The organism is Xanthomonas sp. 3058, from assembly GCF_014199765.1.
GTDB classification, from domain to species: Bacteria; Pseudomonadota; Gammaproteobacteria; order Xanthomonadales; family Xanthomonadaceae; genus Xanthomonas; species Xanthomonas campestris_B.
In genome coordinates this window covers 328,305-349,643 of sequence record NZ_JACHOF010000002.1, presented here as the reverse complement: position 1 = coordinate 349,643, position 21,339 = coordinate 328,305, and the positions used below count along the sequence as shown (strand labels likewise).

Sequence of the window (21,339 nt, the reverse complement as noted above, 5' to 3'; positions counted from 1 at the left end):
TTCCCCTTGCAACCACCTGCCGCGCAACCAATCCGGGCGCCGCGCTAGTCGAGCTGGCGCAGGATGCCGGCCAGGGTCTCGACCATCTGCCCAATCTGCTCGGCAGTGACGATCAGCGGCGGCGACAACGCGATGACATCGCCGGTGACGCGTACCAGCAGGCCGCCGTCGTGGAAGCAGCGCTCGAACACCTCGTAGCCGCGCGCGCCCGGTGCGCCGTCGCGCGGTGCCAGCTCGATTGCGCCGATCAGGCCGATGTTGCGGATGTCGATGACGTGCGGCAGTCCGCGCAGGCTGTGTAGCGCGTCTTCCCATTGCGGGCCCAGCGTGATCGCGCGCGAAAACAGATCCTCTTCGGCGTAGACGTCCAGCGTGGCGATCGCCGCGGCGCAGGCCAGCGGGTGGCCGGAATAGGTATAGCCGTGGAAGAGCTCGATCGCGTTCTGCGGCCCGTGCATGAAGGCATCAAAGATCGCATCGGCCACCAGCACCGCGCCCATCGGCACGCTGCCGCTGGTCAGCCCCTTGGCGGCGGTGATGAGATCGGGCGTGACGCCGAAGCGCTGCGCGGCAAACGCCTCGCCGACCCGGCCGAAGCCGGTGATGACCTCGTCGAACACCAGCACGATGCCGTGGCGGTCGCAGATGGCGCGCAGCCGTTGCAGGTAGCCTTCCGGCGGCAGGATCACCCCGGCCGAGCCGGACACCGGTTCGACGAACACAGCTGCTATCGTGGAGGCGTCGTGCAGGCTGATCAGGCGTTCCAAGTCGTCGGCCAGTTCCACTCCGTGCGTGGGCAGGCCGCGCGAATAGGCATTGCGTTCGAGATCCAGCGTGTGGCGCAGATGATCGGTGCCGGCCAGCAGCGGGCCGAACCACTTGCGGTTGTTGGGCAGCCCGCCGATCGACATGCCGCCGAAGCCGACCCCGTGGTACGCCTTCTCGCGGCCGATGAAGCGGGTGCGCTGGCCCTCGCCGCGCAGGCGGTGATAGGCCAGCACGATCTTCATTGCGCTATCCACCGCCTCCGAGCCGGAATTAGTGAAGAACACATGGCCCAGGCCGGGCGGTGCGATCGCGGCCAGCCGCTGCGCCAGCACGAACGGCAGCGGTGAGCCCATCTGGAAGGTCGGGGCGAAATCCAGCGTGCCGGCCTGTTCGCGGATCGCCGCCACGATGCGCTCGCGGCTATGTCCGGCGTTGCAGCACCAGAGCCCGGCGGTGCCATCCAGGATCTGGCGGCCGTCCACATCGCGGTAGTACATGCCGGCGGCCGAGGCCAGCAGGCGCGGGCGTGCCTTGAACTGCCGGTTGGCGGTGAACGGCATCCAGAACGCGTCCATCTGTGCAGGGGCCTGCAGCGCCTGGGTGTCGTCGGGCAGAAGGTGGTCGTGCATTGCGGACTCCGTCACCAAGGATTGGGTGACTGTACGGCAGCCATTGCCGCGGACGTCACCCTGGCGGCCGCCGATTGCATAGCGGTTTGGAGACATGCGTGGCGGGGCACGCAACGCGCTAGTCAATTAGTCGATGACTCGGCCGCTAACCTCTGGAACGCCTTGCGGTACGGGCGGTGGGCGAGCCTGGCGCGTTGCGGGGTCGCACTGGAGCATTGCAAAGATGCAGGGATCGCCGATGATGCGCCAGACAACCGCCTGACGGACCCGGCAGTTGCTGCTGCTTATATCGCAACGGATCAATCGATCGCAGCTGTCAATCGTTATTTAACACGTTAATCGTACTTTTTAGGGGAATGGGAATGACACTAGGGTCCACCGTGGCGACAGCCAACGGCGCAGACGCCGGCTTGCTGTCCAAGGAGCGCATCGTGGCGCGTCCGGGGTTCAATCGTTGGTTGGTGCCGCCGGCTGCATTGGCGATCCATCTGTGTATCGGCATGGCCTATGGCTTCAGCGTGTTCTGGTTGCCGCTGTCCAAGGCGCTGGGCATCACCGAGGCCATCGCGTGCCCGGCCGACATGGGCCTGTTCGCGCGCATGGTCGCCACCACCTGCGATTGGAAGATCAGCGAGCTGCAGTGGATGTACACGCTGTTCTTCGTGCTGCTGGGCTGTTCGGCGGCGATCTGGGGCGGTTGGCTGGAACGTGCCGGTCCGCGCAAGGCCGGTGTGGTCTCGGCGCTGTGCTGGTGCGGTGGCCTGGTGATTTCGGCGGTGGGCATCCACTTCCATCAGATCTGGATGTTGTGGCTGGGCTCGGGCGTGATCGGCGGGATCGGTCTGGGCCTGGGCTATATCTCGCCGGTGTCGACCCTGATCAAGTGGTTCCCGGACCGTCGCGGCATGGCGACCGGCATGGCGATCATGGGCTTCGGCGGCGGCGCGATGATCGGCAGCCCGCTGGCCGATGCGCTGATGCGCCACTTCGCCACGCCGACCTCGGTGGGCGTGATGGAAACCTTCCTGGTGATGGCGGCGCTGTATTTCGTCTTCATGATGGCCGGCGCCTTCGGTTACCGCGTCCCGCCGAGCGGCTGGACGCCGGCTGGCTGGACCGCCCCGGTGGCCAGCAGCAACGCCATGATCACCGCCAACCACGTGCACGTGAAAAAGGTGTGGGGCATCCCGCAGTTCTGGTTGCTGTGGGGTGTGCTGTGCCTGAACGTGTCGGCCGGTATCGGCGTGATCGGCATGTCCTCGCCGATGTTGCAGGAAGTGTTCGGCGGCCGGTTGATCGGGGTGGATGTCGGCTTCGGTAGCCTGGATCCGACGCAGTTGGCCAGCATCGCGGCGATCGCGGCCGGTTTCACTGGTCTGTTGAGCCTGTTCAACATCGGCGGCCGTTTTTTCTGGGCCAGCATGTCCGACAAGCTCGGCCGCAAGAACACCTACACGCTGTTCTTCGTGTTGGGGATCTGCCTGTACGCGGCTGCGCCGTCGGCCGGTGGCGTGGGCGGCATCGCGCTGTTCGCTGGCATCTTCTGCATCATCCTGTCGATGTACGGCGGCGGGTTTGCCACCATTCCCGCGTATCTGGCCGACCTGTTCGGCACCCAGATGGTCGGCGCCATCCACGGCCGTCTGCTGACCGCCTGGGCCACCGCCGGCATTCTCGGTCCGGTGGTCGTGGGCTATATGCGCGAGTACCAGCTGGCGCACGGCAGCCCGCCGTCACAGGTCTACAACACCACCATGTACATCCTCGCCGGCATGTTGGTGCTTGGTCTGATCTGCAATCTGTTGGTGCGTCCGGTGGCCGCGCGTCACTTCATGACGCCGGACGAATTGGCGCGCGAGAAGCAGCTGGCACACGAGAAGGTGGACCGCAGTGGGAAGGCGGTCCTGCCGCCGGAACAACTGGCGCGCATCGGCCACGGTGGTAATCCGGCATTGGTCGCACTGGCTTGGTTGGCGGTGGGTGTGCCGATGTGCTGGGGCATCTGGGTCACGCTGCAAAAAGCCTTCGTGTTGTTCCACTAAGGTGAGATGAGCAGTTCGTCCTTCCGTTCGATGCAGCCCGGCAGTGTGGTCCGTACGGTGGTCCGCCATCGTGGCGGCCGCAGCGCCACGCTGCAGGACATGGTGGCGGCCGAAATGCCGGTCGCCTTCAACTACAACGGCGTGCCATTCGCGGTGATGATGGCCACGCCGGAGGATCTGGAGGATTTCGCGCTCGGATTCTCGTTGAGCGAGGGCATCGTCGCGCACGCGCAGGACTTGCGCGTGCTGGCGGTGGACACGTTTCTGGAAGGCGCTTCGTTGCAGATCGAGATTCCGCCCGAGCGTGCCGCCGCGTTGGACCAGCGGCGGCGCAATCTGGATGGACGCAGTGGCTGCGGGGTCTGCGGTAACGAGTCGATCGAAGCGGTGCTGCGCGTGCCGCCGGTGGTGCAGTCGTCGCTGCAGATCGATGTGGAGGCCTTAGCGCGTGCGCTGGATGCGCTGCATGCGCAGCAGCCGATTGCCGCGCAGACCGGTGCGGTGCATGCCGCCGGCTGGGCCGACGCGCACGGTGTGGTGCGTTGCGTGCGCGAAGACGTCGGGCGGCATAACGCGCTCGACAAGTTGATTGGTGCATTGGCGCACGAACGCGTCGATGCATCGCAGGGATTTGCGGTGGTCACCAGCCGCGCCAGTTACGAAATGGCCATGAAAGCCGCGCAGGCCCGGATTCCGCTGCTCGCAGCGATTTCGGCGCCGACCGCGCTGGCGATCAGCCTGGCCGACAGTGCGGGACTGACCCTGATCGGGTTTGCCCGCGATCACGATTGTGTCGTTTACAGCCATCCGCACCGCCTGGATCTGGGCGGTGGCGTGGGAGAGCCCGCATGAGCAAGAAGACCATCCAGCAATACGACAATCCCGCTGGCGGCTGGGGCGCACTGCGCTCGGTGGCCAAGCACCTGATGGAACAGGACATCGCGGTGCAGGGCGCCAAGACGCTGCTGCACGCCAACCAGCCGGACGGCTTCGACTGCCCCGGATGCGCCTGGCCCGACCGCGATCACACCTCCACCTTCGAATTCTGCGAAAACGGCGCCAAGGCCGTCGCTGCCGAATCCACGGCGCGCCGCGCCGGCAACGAATTGTTTGCCGCGCACAGCGTCAGCCTGCTGTCGCAGTACAGCGACTACTGGCTGGAAGGGCAGGGCCGCCTGACCCATCCGATGCGCTACGACGCCGCCACCGACCATTACGTCCCGGTGAGCTGGGACGACGCGTTCGCACAGATCGCCGGTCACCTCAACGGCCTGGCATCGCCGGACGAGGCGATCTTCTACACCTCCGGGCGTACCAGCAACGAAGCGGCGTTTCTGTATCAGTTGTTCGTGCGCGAGTTCGGCACCAACAACTTCCCGGACTGCTCCAACATGTGCCACGAGCCCTCCGGCACCGCGCTGCGGTCGCAGATCGGGGTGGGCAAGGGCACCGTGTCGCTGCACGATTTCGAACTGGCCGATGCCATCTTCATTTTCGGCCAGAACCCGGGTACCAATCACCCGCGCATGCTGGGCGAGTTGCGCCAGGCCTCCAAGCGCGGCGCGGCGATTGCGGCGTTCAACCCGCTGCGCGAGCGCGGGCTGGAAAAGTTCGCCGACCCGCAGGACAAGCTGGAGATGCTGCACAACGGCTCCACGCGCATCGCCTCGGATTACTTCCAGCTCAAGATCGGCGGCGATCTGGCGGCGGTGAAGGGCATCATCAAGCATGTGCTGGAGCGCGATGCGCAAGCGCAGCGCGATGGCGCGCCGCGTTTGCTGGATCTGGAGTTCATCGCCGAGCACACCGCCAACTTCGACGCCTTCGCTGCCGATGTGCATGCAGAAGCCTGGGACACCATCGTCGAAGAGTCCGGGCTGGACGAAGCGGCGCTGCGTAAGGCCGGCGAGATCTATCTGAAGGCCGAGCGTGTGATCGCGTGCTGGGGCATGGGCATCACCCAGCACAAGCACTCGGTGGCCACCATCCACATGATCACCAACCTGCTGCTGCTGCGCGGCCATCTGGGCCGCCCCGGCGCAGGCGTGTGCCCGGTGCGCGGGCATAGCAACGTGCAGGGCGACCGCACGATGATGATCTACGAAAAGCCGCCGGCCGCGTTTCTGGACAAGTTGCAGTCGGTGTTCGGTTTTGCGCCGCCGCGCGAAGACGGCTTCGACACCGTTGGTGCGATCGAAGCGATGCTGGATGGGCGCGGCAAGGTGTTCTTCGCAATGGGCGGCAATTTTGCCGCCGCCACGCCGGATACCGATGCCACGCACCGCGCGCTGCGAAATTGCGAGCTCACCGTCCACGTCACCACCAAGCTCAATCGCAGCCACCTGGTGCACGGGCGCGATGCGTTGATCCTGCCATGCCTGGGCCGTACCGAAATCGACATCCAGGATGCCGGCTCGCAAGGCGTGACGGTGGAAGATTCGATGAGCATGGTGCACCTGTCGGCCGGCATCAATCCGCCGGCCTCGCCGGATCTGTTGTCCGAGCCGGCGATCGTGGCGCGCCTGGCCGAGGCCACCTTGGGGACGCGCAGCGCGATCCGCTGGCGCTGGCTGGTAGGCGATTACGACCGCGTACGCGACCTGATCGCGCAGGTGTTCCCGGATTTTGCCGACTTCAATCAGCGTGTGCGCACGCCGGGCGGCTTCCGTCTGTCCAACACCGCGCGCGATCGCCAGTGGGTGACGCCCGAGCAGCGTGCGGTGTTCAAATCGCACGCGGTGCCCACCGACAACCCGATCCATCGCGCGCGGCGTTCGCGTGGCGATCAGATGGTGTTTACGCTGGCCACCACGCGTTCGCACGATCAGTACAACACCACCATCTACGGCCTGGACGACCGCTATCGCGGCGTGTTCGGCGAGCGCCGCGTGCTCTTCATCAACGGCGCGGACATCGCGGCGCTGAACATGAAGGCCGGCGACTGGGTGGATCTGGAAAGCCTGTGCGAGGACGGTGTGCATCGCGAGGCGCGCCGCTTCCTGCTGGTGGACTACAACATCCCACGCGGCTGTCTGGCGGCGTATTACCCGGAAACCAACGCGCTGGTGCCGCTGTCCAGCTTCGCCGACGAAGCGCGCACGCCGACCTCCAAGTCGATTCCTGTGATCGTGTTGCCGCATCGCGCCGAGACCGCCGATGCCGCGCCGCGCGACATCGGAGCCGTGCTTGTCCGCTGATCCGCAGCTCACTGCGCAGTTGCTGCATGCGTTGGCCGAGACGCCGGAGGGCGTGTCGCTGGCGCGGTTGTGCAAGCAATTGGGCGTGCGCATGAGTGTGTTGCTGCGCACGCTAGCTTGGCTAGGCAGCGCCAGTCTGGATGGCCAGCCCGGCCCGGGCTGGATCCGCGTGGAAGAGCGTGGCGAGCGCCAGTGCGCGGTGCTGACGGATGCCGGGCTGGCAGCGCATGCGCAGCGTGCGATGGCACAAGCGCCGCACGGCGACTGAGCAACTTGCTGGTGCGTTCCCGCTGCCTGGCTTGCAGTGGAAGCTGATCGGGCACACCGTGATCCGAACGACACGCGCCATGCGCTGCTTGCACCCGGCAGACCATCTGCGCTGCAGGTGATCTATCAGCCCTGTCTAGCACGCCAGGACAACCGTGATTTCCAATCATCGCGTCCTCATGGATGCAGTCAAAAGCGCTTGGATCAAACACCGGCTTGGTCGAGCGCGCGGCGCCCTCACCGCTTGCGGGACACGCCGTGAACCCATCCCTGGGGGCTCGATGGCGGCATCGATGCCGCCAACGGTCCCGCAATCGATGAGGACACCGCACCAGACAGTGTGCTGACTGTTTTACTGAAAGCCGTGCACCGACCATCTCGACTGGCCCTTGCCCGCTCACCGTCGCGGGACCTTACGCGGCATGGATGCCGCGTAAGGGCTTACAAGGACGTCCTTGCAGCGTGTCCCGCGATGGTGAGCGGGCAAGAGCCCTGCAGCCAAGCCGCAGGCCAGCAGTTCTGTTCGTGATCTATCAGCACTGTCCGACAACCGAGACCTTGAGGGATAGCGATGTTCGAGGACGTGCTGACGGCGTGTCCCGCGCTGGTGGGCGGGCAAGGGCCCGGCAGCCAAGCCGCAGATCATCGGCCTTTCAACCGACCCAGTCTGGGCGCGTCTTCCATGCTCGGCTAACAACTGATCGCTACGTTTTGCCATGCACTGTCGTGCCTGAGGGTGACATGGTCTACAAGCCAGGCCGTCACGTCTGTAACTTTCTGCAGGTCGGTTGGTCTGCGCAAACCGTTGCTGTGATCTGCCAGAATCGGCCGTCTTGTGTCTGGATGCCGATCAACGATGACTGCCGCCGCGCCGCTTGCTTCCCCCATCAATTCGCCTGCGCGCGTGCTGTTCGCCAGTCTGATCGGCACCACCATCGAGTTCTTCGATTTCTATATCTACGCTACCGCTGCGGTGCTGGTGTTTCCCACGCTATTCTTTCCGGCTGGCGATGGCAGCGCGGCGATGCTGCAGTCGCTGGCGACCTTCGCGGTGGCTTTCATTGCTCGACCGGTAGGGTCGGCGGTGTTCGGGCATTTCGGCGATCGGGTCGGGCGCAAGGCCACCTTGGTGGCCGCCTTGCTGACGATGGGGTTATCCACGGTGGCGATCGGCCTGCTGCCCAGTTACGCGCAGATCGGTGTCTTCGCCCCCGTGCTGCTGGCCTTGTGTCGCTTCGGCCAGGGATTGGGCCTGGGCGGCGAATGGGGTGGGGCGGTGTTGCTTGCCACCGAGAACGCACCGCCGGGCAAGCGCGTGTGGTACGGCATGTTTCCGCAGTTGGGTGCGCCGTTGGGGTTTCTGCTGTCCACCGGCACCTTTCTGGGCATGGGCGCGCTGCTGGACGATACCCAGTTCATTCAATGGGGCTGGCGGGTGCCGTTCCTGGCCAGTGCGTTGCTGGTGCTGGTCGGTTTGTGGGTGCGCCTGAGCATCACCGAGACGCCGGATTTCCAGAAGACCCTGGACCGCAGGACGCGGGTGCGGTTGCCATTGGGCACGGTGATGGCGCAGCACTGGCCGGCATTGATCATTGGTACCTTGGGGGCGTTCGCCACCTTCGTGCTGTTCTATCTGATGACGGTGTTCGCGTTGGGCTATGGCACCAAGACCTTGGGCTACGACAAGGAAGAGTTCTTGTTGCTACAGATGGCCGGGATCGTGTTTTTCGCCATCGGCATTCCGCTCTCGGCCAAGTTCGGCGATCGCCACGGCGCGCCGTTGGCGATGATGTTGGCCAGCATCGCGATCATCGCGTTCGGGTTGGCGTTTGCCCCGCTGCTTCAGGCCAATCACCCGCTGCAGGTGCTGGCCTTCCTGTCACTGGGTTTCTTTTTCATGGGCCTGACCTACGGTCCCTGCGGCACGCTGCTGGCCGAGCTGTATCCCACCGAGGTGCGCTACACCGGTGCCTCGCTGTCGTTCAATCTGGCCAGCATCCTGGGCGCCGCGCCGGCCCCGTATGTCGCTGCCCGCCTGGCGGAAAGTTACGGCGTGCAGGCGGTCGGACAGTATCTCGGCGTGACCGCGGTGTTGAGTCTGCTGGCCCTGATCGCGGCGCGTGCGATGCGGCGCCGTGCTGCGGCACTGGACGAAAACGCCGTTTGAACTTGCTCCGGCGATCTGCCGTGCTGGTGCGTGCGCGACGCTGATGGGGTGGCCATCGCCTGCGGCGCAGTGGTTTGGTTGCTCGGCTGGCCGGTGCAGGGTGACTGGATCAGTAGGTCAGGCGGACCTGATTGCGGCCACCGGCCTTGGCCAGATACAGGTGCTTGTCCGCTTCGTTGAGGAGATGATGCAGCGACTGGCTACCTTCGGCGGCGACGCAGACGCCGATGCTCACGGTCATGCTCAGCGTTTCGTTGCCGATGCGCACGCGCAAGGCGCTGATGCGCTCGCGCAGGCTTTCGAAATAGTCGGCGGCGTTGGCGGCATCCAGTCCCGGCACCAGCAGGCAGAATTCCTCGCCGCCGAACCGTGCCACCAGATCCTGCGGACGGGCATGGCCGGACACCGATGCGGCCACCGCACGCAACGCCTGGTCGCCGGCTTCGTGGCCCCAGGTGTCGTTGATGTGTTTGAAGTGATCGATATCCACCATGGCCGCACTCACCGTCTGATCCTGCGCCAGTAATGCCGGGATCATGCGTTGGCTCTGCTCCAGAAAATAGCGGCGGTTGGGCAGGCCGGTGAGGAAGTCGCGGGTGGCCAGATCCTGCAGGGTGCCGATCAGCTCCAGCTGGTCCACGTTCTGCGAAACGCGGCAGAAGAACTCTTCGCGCGAGAAGGGTTTACGCAGGAAGTCGTTGGCGCCGTTCTTGAGAAAGCGCGGGATCAGCGACGAATCGCTGTTGCCGGAGATGCCGATCACCGCCACCTTGTCGCGCGAGCGGATCGCACGCAGCCGGCGGGTGAATTCGACGCCTTCCATGCCGGGCATTTCCTGATCGACGATGGTCAGGCGGATGTCCGGGTCGCGTTCGATCGCCTGCAGGCCGGACGGGCCATCGGGGGCGAGCACCACGCGGTAGCCATACATCGACAGCAGCGCGGCGGCATAGGTACGTGCAGACAGCGAATCGTCCACCACCAGCGCGGCGATGCGCCGGTTGCGCTCCAGCCGCTGCACCAGCCACGCCAGGTATTCGATGCTGCCCGGTGCGTTCTTGAGCACGTAGTCGATGATCTGTTGCTGCAGCACGCGCTGGCGCAGATCTTCGTCATAGACGCCGCTGACCACCACGGTGGGCAGTTGCCGCGACAGGAAGAATTCCACCACCTTGTCACGGTCGCCGTCGACCAGCACCAGGCCGGTCAACACCAGGAACCAGCCGTTTTCTTCGTCCAGCACGCGCGCCGCCTCGGCCAGGGTCGATACGACCGTGACCGGCAGCTCCGCGCGTTGCTCGATGGCTTCGCGCAGCATGCTGGTGAACGTGCGCGAGTTCTCCACCAGCAACACGCGTTGCGGCAGGACTTCGCTTTCACTATGGCGATGTAAGGTACCTGGGGACATCGGCTGGCCGCGCGGATTGAAACCGTCAGAGCAGCTAACGGCCTTGGCTGCGAAAACTTAAGCGCCTTGCGCGGTAAACGCGACGATGCCTCGGCTCACCACAGCGCATCGCGCAGCCGGTACCAGCTCATTGCCGCCACCAGCAGCGGTGTGCGCAGCCGCCGTCCGCCGGGGAAGGGGCTGTGCGGAATCCGCGCGAACACGTCCAGGCGCCGGCTCTGACCGGCGATGGCTTCGGCGATGACCTGGCCGGCCAGCCCGGTGGCGGCCACGCCATGGCCGGAAAATCCCTGTGCGAAATACACGTTCGGCGCCAGTCGACCCCAGTGCGGAGCACGGTTGCGCGAGATGTCCACGTAGCCGCCCCACAGCGTCTCCAGTGGCACGTCGTGCAGTTGCGGAAACACCGCATGCATGCGCCGGGTCATCAGCCGGTCCAGGCCGGGTGGCGGGCGCGCGGAATAACTGGCGCGCCCGCCAAACAGCAACCGGTGGTCGGCGCTGAGCCGGTAATAGTCCAGCGCCCAGTTGGTATCGGCCACCGCCATGTCGTTGGCGATCAACGCGCGTGCGCGGGCCTGCCCCAGCGGTGGGGTGGCGCCGACGTAAGTGCCCACCGGCATGATGGTGCGCTCCAGCGGTGCGCAAATGCCCTGCAGCAAGGCATTGCCTGCGATCACGCCAAAGTCGGCGGCGACGCTGCCGTGGGCGGTGTGCATCCGCACCCGTGTGCCTTCTTCCAACCGGGTGACCGCCGCGTCTTCGTGGATGCGCACGCCAGCGGCCAGCGCTGCGCGCGCCAGGCCCAGTGCATAGGCCAGCGGGTGCAGGTGGCCGCTGGCCGGGTCGAACATCGCGCCCAGATACAACGGGCTGTCCAGCACCTGGCGCGTGCGCGCGCGGTCCCACCATTCCAGCGGGTAGTCGTAGCGCTCGGCCATGCGCACGATGCCGTGCTGCAGGGCCTGCACCTGGCGCGGCTTCAGCGGCACGTGGGCGTGGCCGTCGCGCCAGTCGCAGGCGATGGCGTGGCGCTCGATACGCGCGCGCAGCAGGCGCATGCCATCGCGCGAGAAATCGAACAGCAGCCGCGCGTCGGCATCGCCCACCAGCGCTTCCAGCGTCTCCTGCTCGCAGCCGTAGCCGACGATGGCCTGGCCGCCGTTGCGTCCGGAGGCGCCCCAGCCGATGCGCTTTGCTTCCAGCACGATCACCTTGTAACCGGCTTCGGCCAGGGCGAGCGCGGCGGTCAGCCCGGTGTAGCCAGCGCCGAGGATGCACACATCGGCCTGCGCAACGCCTTGCAGGCGCGGCTGTGCCGGCAGTGCCGGGGTACTGCGCGCGTACCAGCTGTCGGGATAACCGTCGGCCGGTGTAGTGGAGTGGGGCGTCGCTGCGGCGGGGATGGGCATCACACGGTCCGCAGGTACCGGGCGTAATCCAGGTCCGGTACCAGGGCTTGATAGTCGAGCAGCTCGCGTTGTTTCTGCTGGCCGAATACATGCCGGAACTGCGCGCCGAGCTGTGCGTCGATGAAGTCGCTGCCAATAAACGCATCCACCGCCGCTTGCCAGGTGCGCGGCTGGAACACCGACTGCGCATAGGCATTGCCGGTTACCGGCGCGGTGGGCTCGGCGGGGTGTTGCAGGCCGTCCAGGATGGCAGCAAGCACGCTGGCAGCGGCCAGATATGGATTGGCATCGGCACCGGCGATGCGGTGTTCGATGCGTGTGTTGCGTGCATCGCTATGCGGAATACGCAGCGCCACGGTGCGATTGTTGAAGCCCCAGCTCGCATCCAATGGGACGAAGGCATTGCTGACGAAGCGCCGGTAGCTGTTGGCGTGCGGTGCGAAGACCAGCAGCGAGGCATCGGCGTGCCGCTGCAGTCCGGCGATGGCGTGGCGCAAGTGCTCTGCCGGCGCATCGGCGCTGCCGGCAAACACGTTGTGCCCATCGGCATCGAGCAGGCTCACATGCAGATGCAGTCCACTGCCGGCCTGGTCGGGGAACGGCTTTGCCATGAAGCTGGCGAGCTTGCCCTGCTGCTGCGCAATCGCCTTGATGGTGCGCTTGAGCAGGATCGCCTCGTCGCAGGCGGCCACCGCATCGGCGCGATGCTGCAGATTGATTTCGAACTGGCCGGGCGCGTATTCGGCCACTGCGGTGTCGGCCGGAATGCCTTGCTGGCGGCAGGCGGCGGTGACTGCCTCGGTGAAGCCGTGCTGGTCGTCCAGATCCTGCAGCGAATACACCTGGGTGCTGTCGCTGCGCGCGCCGGTGAGCGGGTCGCGCGGCGTCTGCGGGCGTCCCTGCGCATCGGGTACCGCGTCGAACAGATAGAACTCCAGCTCCACCGCGATCACCGGGGTCAGGCCGCGCGTTGCAAAGCCGTGCAGCACGCGTTGCAGCACCGCGCGTGGCGCGACCTCGAACAGGCTGTCGTCCGGGTTGTGCATCGCCAGCAGCAGTTGCGCCATCGGCCGTGGCGCCCATGGCACCGGCCGCAGCGATCCGGCGATCGGCCGACAGATGCGATCGGCATCGCCGATGGCATAACCCAATCCGGTCTCTTCCACGGTGTTGCCGGTGATGTCGGTGGCGATCAGCGACATCGGCAGGCACACGCCATCGCGGTAGATCTTGGCCAGCGCCTCGGTTGTCACACGTTTGCCACGGAGCACGCCGTTGGTGTCGGGCAAGAGCAGGTCGATCGATTCGCAGCCGGCGATGCGCGCCAGCGTGGCGGCATCGGCAGTGGGCAAGGACGCGACGGGGTTATCGGAAGCCATGGGCACCACCTGCGAAGTCGCTGCGCAGATTAGCAAAGCGCACGTGAGCAATCGCAACCGCAGCGCCGATCGCGCTTGGCAAGGCCTGCGGCCGCGCGGTAAGTTCGACCGCACACGCGGGTTAACGCAACGCGCGACATCGGGGTGTGTGCATGGCTGTCGTTCCAGTGGTCGGGCTGTCGACCGATCGTATCCAGCAAGGGCCGCACCCGTTTCTGGCCGCCGGCGAGAAATACATCCGCGCGGTGGTGGATGCGGCCGGCGCGATGCCGGTGCTGTTGCCGAGCCTGCGGCCCACGCTGGACGCCGGCGTGTGGCTGGAGCGACTGGATGGCGTGTTACTGACCGGCGCGGTAAGCAATGTCGAGCCGCATCACTACGGCGACGAGCCCAGCTGGGAGGGCAATCCGCACGATCCGGCGCGCGATGCCACCAGCCTTGGGCTGATCCCGCAAGCGCTTGCGCGTGGCCTGCCGGTGCTGGCGATCTGCCGCGGGCTGCAGGAGGTCAACGTGGCGCTGGGCGGGCGCCTGCATCAACGCGTGCAGGAGGTGCCAGGCCTGGCCGACCATCGTCAAGACCATGCCGCGCCACTGGACACGCAATACGGTCCGGCCCATCTGGTGCAGTTGCATGCCGGCGGATGGCTGGCCGGCATGAGCGAGACCGCGCAGGTCGCGGTGAACTCGCTGCACGGGCAGGGCATTGCACGCCTGGCCGACGGGTTGGTGATCGAAGCCACCGCGCCGGATGGCCTGATCGAGGCCTTTCGCGGCCCCGGGCCCGGGTTTCTGCTCGCCGTGCAATGGCATCCGGAGTGGCATGTCACACAGCATCCGTTCTACCGTGCCATCTTTCAGGCCTTCGGCGACGCCTGTCGCCAGTACGCCGCTCAACGCGGCCAGTGAGGTTGCATGTCCATCCGTACACGTTCGCGCACATCCACGCCCAAACAGCCCGAGAGCGCACTGCGCCGCTGGCTCAAGGAGCGTCACATCACCGAAGTCGAGTGCCTGGTGCCGGACATCACCGGCAATGCACGCGGCAAGATCATTCCCGCCGACAAGTTTTCGCATGACTACGGTACCCGCCTGCCAGAAGGCATCTTCGCCACCACCGTCACCGGCGATTTCCCGGACGATTATTACGAGCTGACCTCGCCGTCGGATTCGGACATGCACCTGCGCCCGGATGCCGCCACCGTCCGCATGGTGCCGTGGGCCGCCGACCCCACCGCGCAGGTCATCCACGATTGCTACACCAAGGATGGGCAGCCGCATGAGCTGGCGCCACGCAACGTGCTGCGCCGCGTGCTGGATGCCTACGCCCAGGTCAAGCTGCAACCGGTGGTGGCGCCGGAGCTGGAATTCTTTCTGGTGCAGAAGAACACCGACCCGGATTTCCCGTTGCTGCCGCCGGCCGGGCGCTCGGGGCGCCCGGAAACCGCACGGCAGTCGTATTCGATCGACGCGGTCAACGAGTTCGACCCGATCCTGGACCTGATGTACGACTACTGCGATGCGATGGAGCTGGACGTGGACACGCTGATCCACGAATCCGGCGCCGCGCAGCTGGAGGTCAACTTCACCCATGCCGACGCGCTCTCGCGCGCCGATCAGGTGTTCCTGTTCAAGCGCACCATGCGCGAGGCGGCGCTGCGGCATGGCGTCTACGCGACGTTCCTGGCCAAGCCAATGGAAACCGAGCCGGGCAGTGCGATGCATATCCACCAGAGCCTGCTGCATGCCGGGACCGGCAAGAACGTGTTCAGCGGCAAGCGCGAGGGCGGCTTCAGCGACACCTTCGCGCATTATCTGGGCGGCCTGCAGAAATACATTCCGATGGCGATGGGGCTGCTGGCGCCCAACGTCAATTCGTATCGACGGCTGATGTTCGGCGAAGTCTCGCCGAGCAACGTGTTGTGGGGATTCGACAATCGCACCTGCGGGCTGCGCGTGCCGATCGATGCGCCGCAGAACATGCGGGTGGAAAGCCGCTTTGCCGGCTCCGACGCCAATCCGTATCTGGCGATGGCGGCGACCCTGGCCTGCGGGTTGCTCGGCATCCGCGAGAAGCTGGAGCCGACCGCGCCGATCAGCAGCAACGGCAAGGAACAGGGCTACGATCTGCCACGCTCGCTGGGCGAGGCGCTGGATGGTCTGGAAGGCTGCGAGGCATTGCAGGAAATGCTGGGACGCCGCTTCGTGCGGGCCTACATCTCGGTCAAGCGCAAGGAATACGAAACGTTCTTTCGGGTGATCAGTTCGTGGGAACGGGAGTTCCTGCTGTTGAACGTGTGAGGCCAACAGGTTTCATCGACAACCGCTGGCCGCTTCATCGACGATCGGATGCCACGCATCGGTCGTAGGTGCTCCGCCAAGCGCGGATCCGGCCGATGGCGGCTTGCCCAAGGCAAGCCGCCGGTGCTGGACCGGCGATCAGACCGGTGTTCCTGCAGCACGCTGCAGCGCGCGTTTGGCAATCGCCGCAGAGGTCTGCTGTGCAGTCTCGGCAGATCCCTGCAGGCGGAACCGCGAGACTGTTGCCCGCAACTGCACCGCGCGGTCGCGTAGCGCGGTGCTGGACGCAGAGACCTCTTCGACCAGGCTGCTGTTTTGCTGGTTCACGCTTTCCAGATCGTCCACCGCGCGGCTGAGATCCTGCAGGCCGGAGGATTGATCGTGCGCGGCAACGGCCGCCTCCCGGGAGAGCTGTGCGACGCGTTCGTTGGAGGCGTTGATGGCCTGCAGCTGTTCGCGCGTGGCGGTGACCAGATCGGTACCTTCGTGCACGCGCCGGTTGGAGTCGCTGATGAGATCGCGAATTTCCTTGGCCGACGACGCGGTGCGATGCGCAAGATTACGGACTTCGCTGGCAACCACCGCAAACCCGCGGCCATGTTCGCCTGCGCGTGCAGCTTCCACTGCCGCATTGAGCGCCAGCAGGTTGGTCTGGAAGGCAACCGAATCGATCAAGCCGATGATATCGGCAATACGCCGGCTCGACTGGTTGATGCCTGCCATCGATTCGCCGGCCTTGCCCACCACGTCCGCACCACTGCGCGAACTTTCCAGTGCACCCACGGTGAGCTCGCTGGTCTGGCGACTGTTCTCCGCAGCCTGCTGCGCCGATTGCAGCAGGGACTTGATGCTGGCCGCGCTCTGTTCCAGCGCCGCAGCCTGGCGTTCGGTACGTCCGGACAGGTCGCTGTTGCCAGACGAAATTTCGTCGGCGCCGTTGCTCACGTCCTCGGCGGTGGTCGCCACCTCGCCAATGACCTCGCTCAAGCTGTCCAGTGACCCGTTGAGCGTGGACGTGAGCGTCCCGAGGGTGCCTGCATAGCGGCCCTGGACGCGCCGGGTCAGGTCGCCGTTGGCCAGGGCGTCGGTGGTGGCACTGATTTCGGTCAGCGCCAGATCCAGCGCATTCAACGACTGGTTGACCGCCTGCTTGAGCACGCCCAGGTCGCCTGGTAGGTCCGCATCGATGCGGCGCTTGAAGTTACCTTCGGCGGTGGCGGTCATGCTGGCGCTCAACTCTTCCAGCGATTCCTGCAGCAGGTGCATGGCGCGATCCACCTTCAGGCGCGAGTCGCCTTCCACGTCTTCGCTCATGCGTGCAGCAAAGTCGCCTCTGGCCAGCGCATCCATCACTTCGTCCAACGCACGCATGGTGCGCTGCACGCTGTCGGCACCGGCGTTGACGCCATGTTTGAGCGTTGCCAGATCTCCTGGAAGATCGGCAACCACGCGTTGGCTGAAGTCGCCGCGTTCCACTGCCCCCAGCACCTGATTGGTTTCGCTGATCGCCGCTTTCAGATCCATCAGCAGCGAGTTGAACGAGCGGCACATGGTGCTCAGCGCATCCTTGCCTTCGTCTTCCACGTGTGCATCGAAGTCGCCGCGTGCTACCTGGCCGATTGCCTGATTGAGCCGCTCGATCGGCTGACGGATGGCCGCGTCGATCAGCAGGGCTGCCAGTACCGTCAGCAGCAACAGCATCACCGTTGCCGATGCGCCCATCCACGATGCGCGCGTGGCTTGCCCAGCCGCCTCTGTCAGCGCGCTCTTGAAGCTGCTTTCGCTATCGGTGCCCAGTTTGTTGAGCGCTTCGCGCACCTGCTGGTAGGCGGCCTGTTTTTCGGTTGCCAATGCCTGGAACGACTGCATGTCGCCGTCGCCGCTGATGATGCCGCCGACCGCCAGTTTGCTCTTGTCCACATAGCGGTCCCACAGCGCGACAAGTTGGTCCACGCGTTGCGTATAGCTGGGGTCTTTGGTCTTGATCGATTCGATCTTCGCGCGCGCTGTCTGCGACAGCTTCACTGCATCCTCAACCAGGAATTCGTCCTTGTCGCCGAGCGCCTGGGTGAAGGTGGCCTGGGTCTCGACCAGGCCCTGATTCGCCTGTCCTGCCAGCGACATCACCGGCAAGGTATTGGCGGCGAAGCGCTCCAATGTGTGGATGTTGGTGCGCGACGAGGAAATGGTATAGGTGCTGTAAACCAGCAAGCCCAGCAGTGCAATGCCGGGCAATAGCAGAATCTTGGTGCGGATCGACACGTAGCGTAGCCGTCGCGACAGGCGTCCGGTTGCACGCGAAAACGCTCCCCAGTGCGGGAGTGAGAAGCGTGCGGCACTGGATGACATGAGACTCTCCTGAAGAAGGTGAGCCCTGGCGCCCATGCGCCAGGGCCTTTGGCAGACTCAGTATTTCAACAACACCTTGACCGAGTCGTCGATTGCCTTGTCGCTGACATAACCGACTGCGCCGGGATTACTTTTCAGCTTTGACTTCACTTCGGCATCGCTCGCGACCTCGGTCGGCGCGGTGGCCTTGCCTGAGAAAATCAGTTTCGACCAGTAGCCGGTCAGATCGGCGCCGGTCTTGCCGAGTACCTTGGTTTCGAATTCGGCGCGCGTTGCGGCATCCTTCTGATACAGCAAGGTGATCGCTTTGCCGCCGCTGCTGGTCTGGCGGCCCAGAAATACTTTCTTGGCTTCTTCCGCATTGGACACGGCGACCGGCGAATCCTTGGCGACGACCACGGCGCCAGCGATGGCATGCATCGGTGCCGACAACAGCAAGACCGCCAGGAGTGGGTAGATATTCTTCATGGGAACTCCGTGAGTGTCTGGCGGTTTAGAAGACAAAATCGAGCGCGACGACGAACACATTTACATTGCCATCGAAGCCTGGGCGAAAGCGGTTGAAGCTATTGCCGATGCCGTTGGTGTCTACCTTGTCCCACTGCGCTTTCAGGGCCATCGATTGGTAAAAGTCCCAGCGCACGCCCAACGATGCGGTGGTCTGCTTGCCGGTCCTGGATGCGCTGTACTTCGGCTCGCTGGACCCATAGCTGGCGAACGGCTGGACCGCGCCGAACCTGTGCCCGACCAACGCATACCAGCCGTCGATATCTGCCTGCTCAGCGATATTTTTGGCGCGACGGGTAACGTACTCACCCTGTATCAGCCAGTTGTCGCGATTGAAGATCGCGCCAAAGCCGGTGAAGGTGTATTGATCACCGTAGTCGGCGAATGCTGGTAAATCGAAGTCTCCCTTGACCTGCCCGGCGCGCAGCATCAGCCAGTCGTTCTCCCATACGGCATTGACGCCGAGAACATTGTCTTGCTTGAGGGCGAGAGGGCCTGTTCCAACGTCGGCCGCGAAATAGTTCTTGCCTGCCAGGCCCGTCACTTTCAGCGTGCCGCCGCCAAGGTCATGGCTGTAGGTGATGTCGCCCCCGCGTAGCTGATCGATCACCGCAAGACCATAGACTTCGCTGGGCGCATGCACCCAGGGATTGGCGTAGCCGATGTTGCGTGTATCGGAAATGGCGAAGGTCGGGGTGGCGATGCGTCCGCCGCGGATTGCCAAGCCCTCGAACGGCTCGATCTTGACGAACATCCATTCCACCTGGGTGGCGCCATACAGCGCGCTGCGACGTTTGGTCAGCGTCTGCACCGTTGCCGACAACCAGCTGTTGGCGCGGCCGGTCAGCTGCACGCCGAAGTTGGAATCGGTGCCGAGATTGAAGGAATCGGTGGCGCCTTTGGTCTGCGATTCGCGGATATACGCAGCGTCATCGGTATCGGTGCGTAGCGCAGCGACAGTGCCGAAGCCACTCAGCGAGAAGTGTTCTCCGACGGGGATCGCGGCGAAGGCCTGCGATGCGGCCAGCGAGAATGCGGTAAACAACAACGAGCGGCTTGCAAGATGACGACTGGTCATAAGTCCCTCCGGGCGGCGGGGGCGAGGTGCACCGCCATGCATCAGGGGTATCGGCCGGTATAACAAAAGTTTAAGCAGGCGGGCAGAACCGCATATGCGGACCCCGACAATGGATAGGAAAAGCCCTGACAGCGGCGTTGAGTGGTGTGTTCACCTGCGCGCCATGTCCGCGATGCAGGATGCAGGCGCGGCGTCGGCGAATCGGCGCGAAGCAGGCTGCGAGCGCGTGACTGCCCGAATCCGGACGATGCCGCCGGCAAGCCCGATGGTCCTGCATGTGCTCCCTTTAGCGAAACTCACCGCCACGGATCGTAAACTCGCCCATACCTCGCAGTGAGACGGTTATGGACCCGCACGCCCTGAAGACCCTGCAGCAGCTGGACGCAGCGCATCATCTGCATCCGTTCAACGACAACGCCGCATTGGCCGACAAGGGCACGCGCATCCTGATGCGCGGCGAGGGCGTGTATGTCTGGGATGCACAGGGCAACAAGTTGCTGGATGCGTTCGGCGGATTGTGGTGCGTCAACGTGGGCTACGGCCGCAAGGAACTCGCGCAGGCTGCGGCGCGGCAGATGGAGCAGCTGGCGTACTACAACAGCTTTTTCCAGTGCACCACCGAACCGACCATCCATCTTGCCGCCAAGCTGGCGGAACTGACGCCGGGCGATCTGAATCATGCGTTCTTCGCCAACTCCGGGTCCGAGGCCAACGACACCATCCTGCGCCTGGTGCGGCATTTCTGGGCGGTACAGGGGCAACCGCAAAAATGCATCTTCATCGGCCGTCACGACGGCTATCACGGCACCACCATGGCCGGTGCCAGCCTGGGTGGCATGAAAGGCATGCACAAGCAGGGTGGCTTGCCGATTCCGGACATTCATCACATCGCGCCGCCGTATCACTTCGGCGACGGCGAGGACATGGACCCTGAGGAATACGGCTTGCTGGCGGCGCGTCGGTTGGAACAGAAAATTCTGCAGCTCGGACCGGAACGTGTCGCTGCGTTCATCGGCGAACCGATCATGGGTGCGATCGGGGTGTATATCCCACCGCGCAGTTACTGGCCCGAGATCGAACGTATCTGTCGGCGCTACGACGTGCTGCTGGTCGCCGACGAGGTGATCTGCGGGTTCGGGCGCACGGGCGCCTGGTTCGGCGCGGACTATTTCGGCTTCCAGCCGGATGTGATGACGCTGGCCAAGGGCATCACCTCCGGCTACATCCCGCTGGCAGCGGCCATGTTCAACGATCGCGTGGCCGCAGTGCTCAAGGACCAGGGCGGCGAGTTGGCGCATGGCGGCACCTATTCCGGGCATCCGGTGTGCGCGGCGGTGGCGCTGGAGAACCTGCGACTGTTGCAGGACGAAGGCATCGTGGAGACCGCGCGCACCCGTATCGCACCGTATCTGGCGCAACGCTGGACAGAACTGGGCGAACATCGCCTGGTGGGCGAGGCGCGTATCGCCGGGTTGGTCGGCGCGCTGGAACTGGTGCCGGACAAACGCCGGCGTGGCGTGTATTTCCCGCAGCGCGGGCGGGTGGGGGCCATGTGCCGCGACTTCGCATTGCGGCGCGGGCTGATCCTGCGCGCCACCTACGACGCCATGCTGTTGTCGCCGCCGTTGATCATCACCACGGAACAGGTCGACGAATTGTTCGACAAGGCCTGGGCGGCGCTGGACGACACCGCACACGCGCTGGGGCAATCGTGCGTGTGATGCTGCTTGTGGGTGCGTGTTGAGGCAGTGCGCCTACCGCAGCGTCGGCGTGCCACAGGGAGGTTTCCAGGGGTTGCCGTCAGCGGCACGCAGCGTGCGCCGTGTCGCTTGCGTT

Annotated in this window: 15 protein-coding genes; 8 read left to right on the top strand and 7 right to left on the bottom strand. The window is 65.0% G+C overall.

Translation table 11 applies throughout. From position 1 onward, the window contains the following. Nucleotides 1–44 precede the first annotated feature (44 nt). Entirely contained in the window at nucleotides 45–1,397 is a 1,353-nt protein-coding gene (locus GGR61_RS05485) for an aspartate aminotransferase family protein (RefSeq protein ID WP_184620710.1), read from the bottom strand. Nucleotides 1,398–1,759: 362 nt separating this feature from the next. Here GGR61_RS05485 and GGR61_RS05480 point away from each other — a divergent pair, with 362 nt between their 5' ends. From GGR61_RS05480 to GGR61_RS05460, 5 genes are all read left to right on the top strand, one after another. Then, nucleotides 1,760–3,439 (top strand): OFA family MFS transporter, encoded by a 1,680-nt coding sequence (locus GGR61_RS05480; RefSeq protein ID WP_184620709.1) that lies wholly within the window; start codon nucleotides 1,760–1,762, stop codon nucleotides 3,437–3,439. 6 nt (nucleotides 3,440–3,445) lie between these two features. Beyond that, complete coding sequence (gene fdhD, locus GGR61_RS05475; RefSeq protein WP_184620708.1) at nucleotides 3,446–4,291, top strand: formate dehydrogenase accessory sulfurtransferase FdhD; 846 nt, start codon at nucleotides 3,446–3,448, stop codon at nucleotides 4,289–4,291. Continuing rightward, nucleotides 4,288–6,636 carry an FdhF/YdeP family oxidoreductase gene (locus GGR61_RS05470; protein WP_184620707.1) on the top strand — a complete coding sequence of 783 codons (2,349 nt, stop codon included), beginning with the start codon at nucleotides 4,288–4,290 and terminating at the stop codon, nucleotides 6,634–6,636. The genes fdhD and GGR61_RS05470 overlap by 4 nt, the downstream gene beginning before the upstream one ends. Then, on the top strand, nucleotides 6,626–6,904 hold the full coding sequence (locus GGR61_RS05465) for a hypothetical protein (RefSeq protein WP_184620706.1): 279 nt from the start codon (nucleotides 6,626–6,628) through the stop codon (nucleotides 6,902–6,904). Before GGR61_RS05470 ends, GGR61_RS05465 begins: the two co-directional genes overlap by 11 nt. An 855-nt stretch (nucleotides 6,905–7,759) precedes the next feature. Continuing rightward, complete coding sequence (locus GGR61_RS05460; RefSeq protein WP_184620705.1) at nucleotides 7,760–9,070, top strand: MFS transporter; 1,311 nt, start codon at nucleotides 7,760–7,762, stop codon at nucleotides 9,068–9,070. A gap of 109 nt (nucleotides 9,071–9,179) precedes the next feature. Here GGR61_RS05460 and GGR61_RS05455 read toward each other — a convergent pair whose 3' ends face one another. The 3 genes from GGR61_RS05455 to GGR61_RS05445 all read right to left on the bottom strand — a co-directional run bounded on the left by GGR61_RS05455 (nucleotide 9,180) and on the right by GGR61_RS05445 (nucleotide 13,269). Continuing rightward, a complete protein-coding gene (locus GGR61_RS05455) occupies nucleotides 9,180–10,478 on the bottom strand; it encodes a diguanylate cyclase (RefSeq protein WP_184620704.1) in 1,299 nt (432 codons plus the stop codon). A 95-nt stretch (nucleotides 10,479–10,573) separates the two neighbouring features. Then, complete coding sequence (locus GGR61_RS05450) at nucleotides 10,574–11,890, bottom strand: FAD-binding oxidoreductase (RefSeq protein ID WP_184620703.1); 1,317 nt, start codon at nucleotides 11,888–11,890, stop codon at nucleotides 10,574–10,576. Then, on the bottom strand, nucleotides 11,890–13,269 hold the full coding sequence (locus GGR61_RS05445) for a glutamine synthetase family protein (protein ID WP_184620702.1): 1,380 nt from the start codon (nucleotides 13,267–13,269) through the stop codon (nucleotides 11,890–11,892). Before GGR61_RS05445 ends, GGR61_RS05450 begins: the two co-directional genes overlap by 1 nt. A 152-nt stretch (nucleotides 13,270–13,421) precedes the next feature. Between GGR61_RS05445 and GGR61_RS05440 the strand changes: the two genes are divergently transcribed. Together GGR61_RS05440 and GGR61_RS05435 are read left to right on the top strand one after the other, a co-directional pair. Next, complete coding sequence (locus tag GGR61_RS05440; protein WP_184620701.1) at nucleotides 13,422–14,177, top strand: gamma-glutamyl-gamma-aminobutyrate hydrolase family protein; 756 nt, start codon at nucleotides 13,422–13,424, stop codon at nucleotides 14,175–14,177. 6 nt (nucleotides 14,178–14,183) lie between these two features. Beyond that, nucleotides 14,184–15,569: a glutamine synthetase family protein gene (locus GGR61_RS05435; protein WP_184409410.1), complete on the top strand. Its 1,386-nt coding sequence runs from the start codon at nucleotides 14,184–14,186 to the stop codon at nucleotides 15,567–15,569. Between the two features lie 138 nt (nucleotides 15,570–15,707). Here the strand turns inward: GGR61_RS05435 and GGR61_RS05430 are convergent, their stop codons facing one another. Genes GGR61_RS05430 through GGR61_RS05420 form a run of 3 tightly spaced genes read right to left on the bottom strand, consistent with a single transcriptional unit; the run spans nucleotide 15,708 to nucleotide 19,503 of the window. Continuing rightward, on the bottom strand, nucleotides 15,708–17,918 hold the full coding sequence (locus GGR61_RS05430; RefSeq protein WP_184409409.1) for a methyl-accepting chemotaxis protein: 2,211 nt from the start codon (nucleotides 17,916–17,918) through the stop codon (nucleotides 15,708–15,710). A 57-nt stretch (nucleotides 17,919–17,975) separates the two neighbouring features. After that, nucleotides 17,976–18,386, bottom strand: coding sequence for a phosphate ABC transporter substrate-binding protein (locus GGR61_RS05425; RefSeq protein ID WP_184409408.1), 411 nt, complete (start codon nucleotides 18,384–18,386; stop codon nucleotides 17,976–17,978). Between the two features lie 25 nt (nucleotides 18,387–18,411). Then, nucleotides 18,412–19,503 carry a hypothetical protein gene (locus tag GGR61_RS05420; RefSeq protein WP_184620700.1) on the bottom strand — a complete coding sequence of 364 codons (1,092 nt, stop codon included), beginning with the start codon at nucleotides 19,501–19,503 and terminating at the stop codon, nucleotides 18,412–18,414. Nucleotides 19,504–19,847: 344 nt separating this feature from the next. Between GGR61_RS05420 and GGR61_RS05415 the strand changes: the two genes are divergently transcribed. After that, on the top strand, nucleotides 19,848–21,224 hold the full coding sequence (locus GGR61_RS05415) for an aspartate aminotransferase family protein (RefSeq protein ID WP_184620699.1): 1,377 nt from the start codon (nucleotides 19,848–19,850) through the stop codon (nucleotides 21,222–21,224). Nucleotides 21,225–21,339: the final 115 nt, after the last annotated feature.

What these genes read in the sequence shown, in the direction of transcription:
- fdhD (WP_184620708.1), top strand. Translation starts at nt 3,446, where the DNA reads ATGAGCAGTTCGTCCTTCCGTTCGATGCAGCCCGGCAGTGTGGTCCGT.
- GGR61_RS05480 (WP_184620709.1), top strand. Translation starts at nt 1,760, where the DNA reads ATGACACTAGGGTCCACCGTGGCGACAGCCAACGGCGCAGACGCCGGC.
- GGR61_RS05470 (WP_184620707.1), top strand. Translation starts at nt 4,288, where the DNA reads ATGAGCAAGAAGACCATCCAGCAATACGACAATCCCGCTGGCGGCTGG.
- GGR61_RS05430 (WP_184409409.1), bottom strand. Translation starts at nt 17,918, where the DNA reads ATGTCATCCAGTGCCGCACGCTTCTCACTCCCGCACTGGGGAGCGTTT.
- GGR61_RS05485 (WP_184620710.1), bottom strand. Translation starts at nt 1,397, where the DNA reads ATGCACGACCACCTTCTGCCCGACGACACCCAGGCGCTGCAGGCCCCT.
- GGR61_RS05445 (WP_184620702.1), bottom strand. Translation starts at nt 13,269, where the DNA reads ATGGCTTCCGATAACCCCGTCGCGTCCTTGCCCACTGCCGATGCCGCC.
- GGR61_RS05455 (WP_184620704.1), bottom strand. Translation starts at nt 10,478, where the DNA reads ATGTCCCCAGGTACCTTACATCGCCATAGTGAAAGCGAAGTCCTGCCG.
- GGR61_RS05450 (WP_184620703.1), bottom strand. Translation starts at nt 11,890, where the DNA reads ATGCCCATCCCCGCCGCAGCGACGCCCCACTCCACTACACCGGCCGAC.
- GGR61_RS05415 (WP_184620699.1), top strand. Translation starts at nt 19,848, where the DNA reads ATGGACCCGCACGCCCTGAAGACCCTGCAGCAGCTGGACGCAGCGCAT.
- GGR61_RS05420 (WP_184620700.1), bottom strand. Translation starts at nt 19,503, where the DNA reads ATGACCAGTCGTCATCTTGCAAGCCGCTCGTTGTTGTTTACCGCATTC.
- GGR61_RS05440 (WP_184620701.1), top strand. Translation starts at nt 13,422, where the DNA reads ATGGCTGTCGTTCCAGTGGTCGGGCTGTCGACCGATCGTATCCAGCAA.
- GGR61_RS05460 (WP_184620705.1), top strand. Translation starts at nt 7,760, where the DNA reads ATGACTGCCGCCGCGCCGCTTGCTTCCCCCATCAATTCGCCTGCGCGC.
- GGR61_RS05425 (WP_184409408.1), bottom strand. Translation starts at nt 18,386, where the DNA reads ATGAAGAATATCTACCCACTCCTGGCGGTCTTGCTGTTGTCGGCACCG.
- GGR61_RS05435 (WP_184409410.1), top strand. Translation starts at nt 14,184, where the DNA reads ATGTCCATCCGTACACGTTCGCGCACATCCACGCCCAAACAGCCCGAG.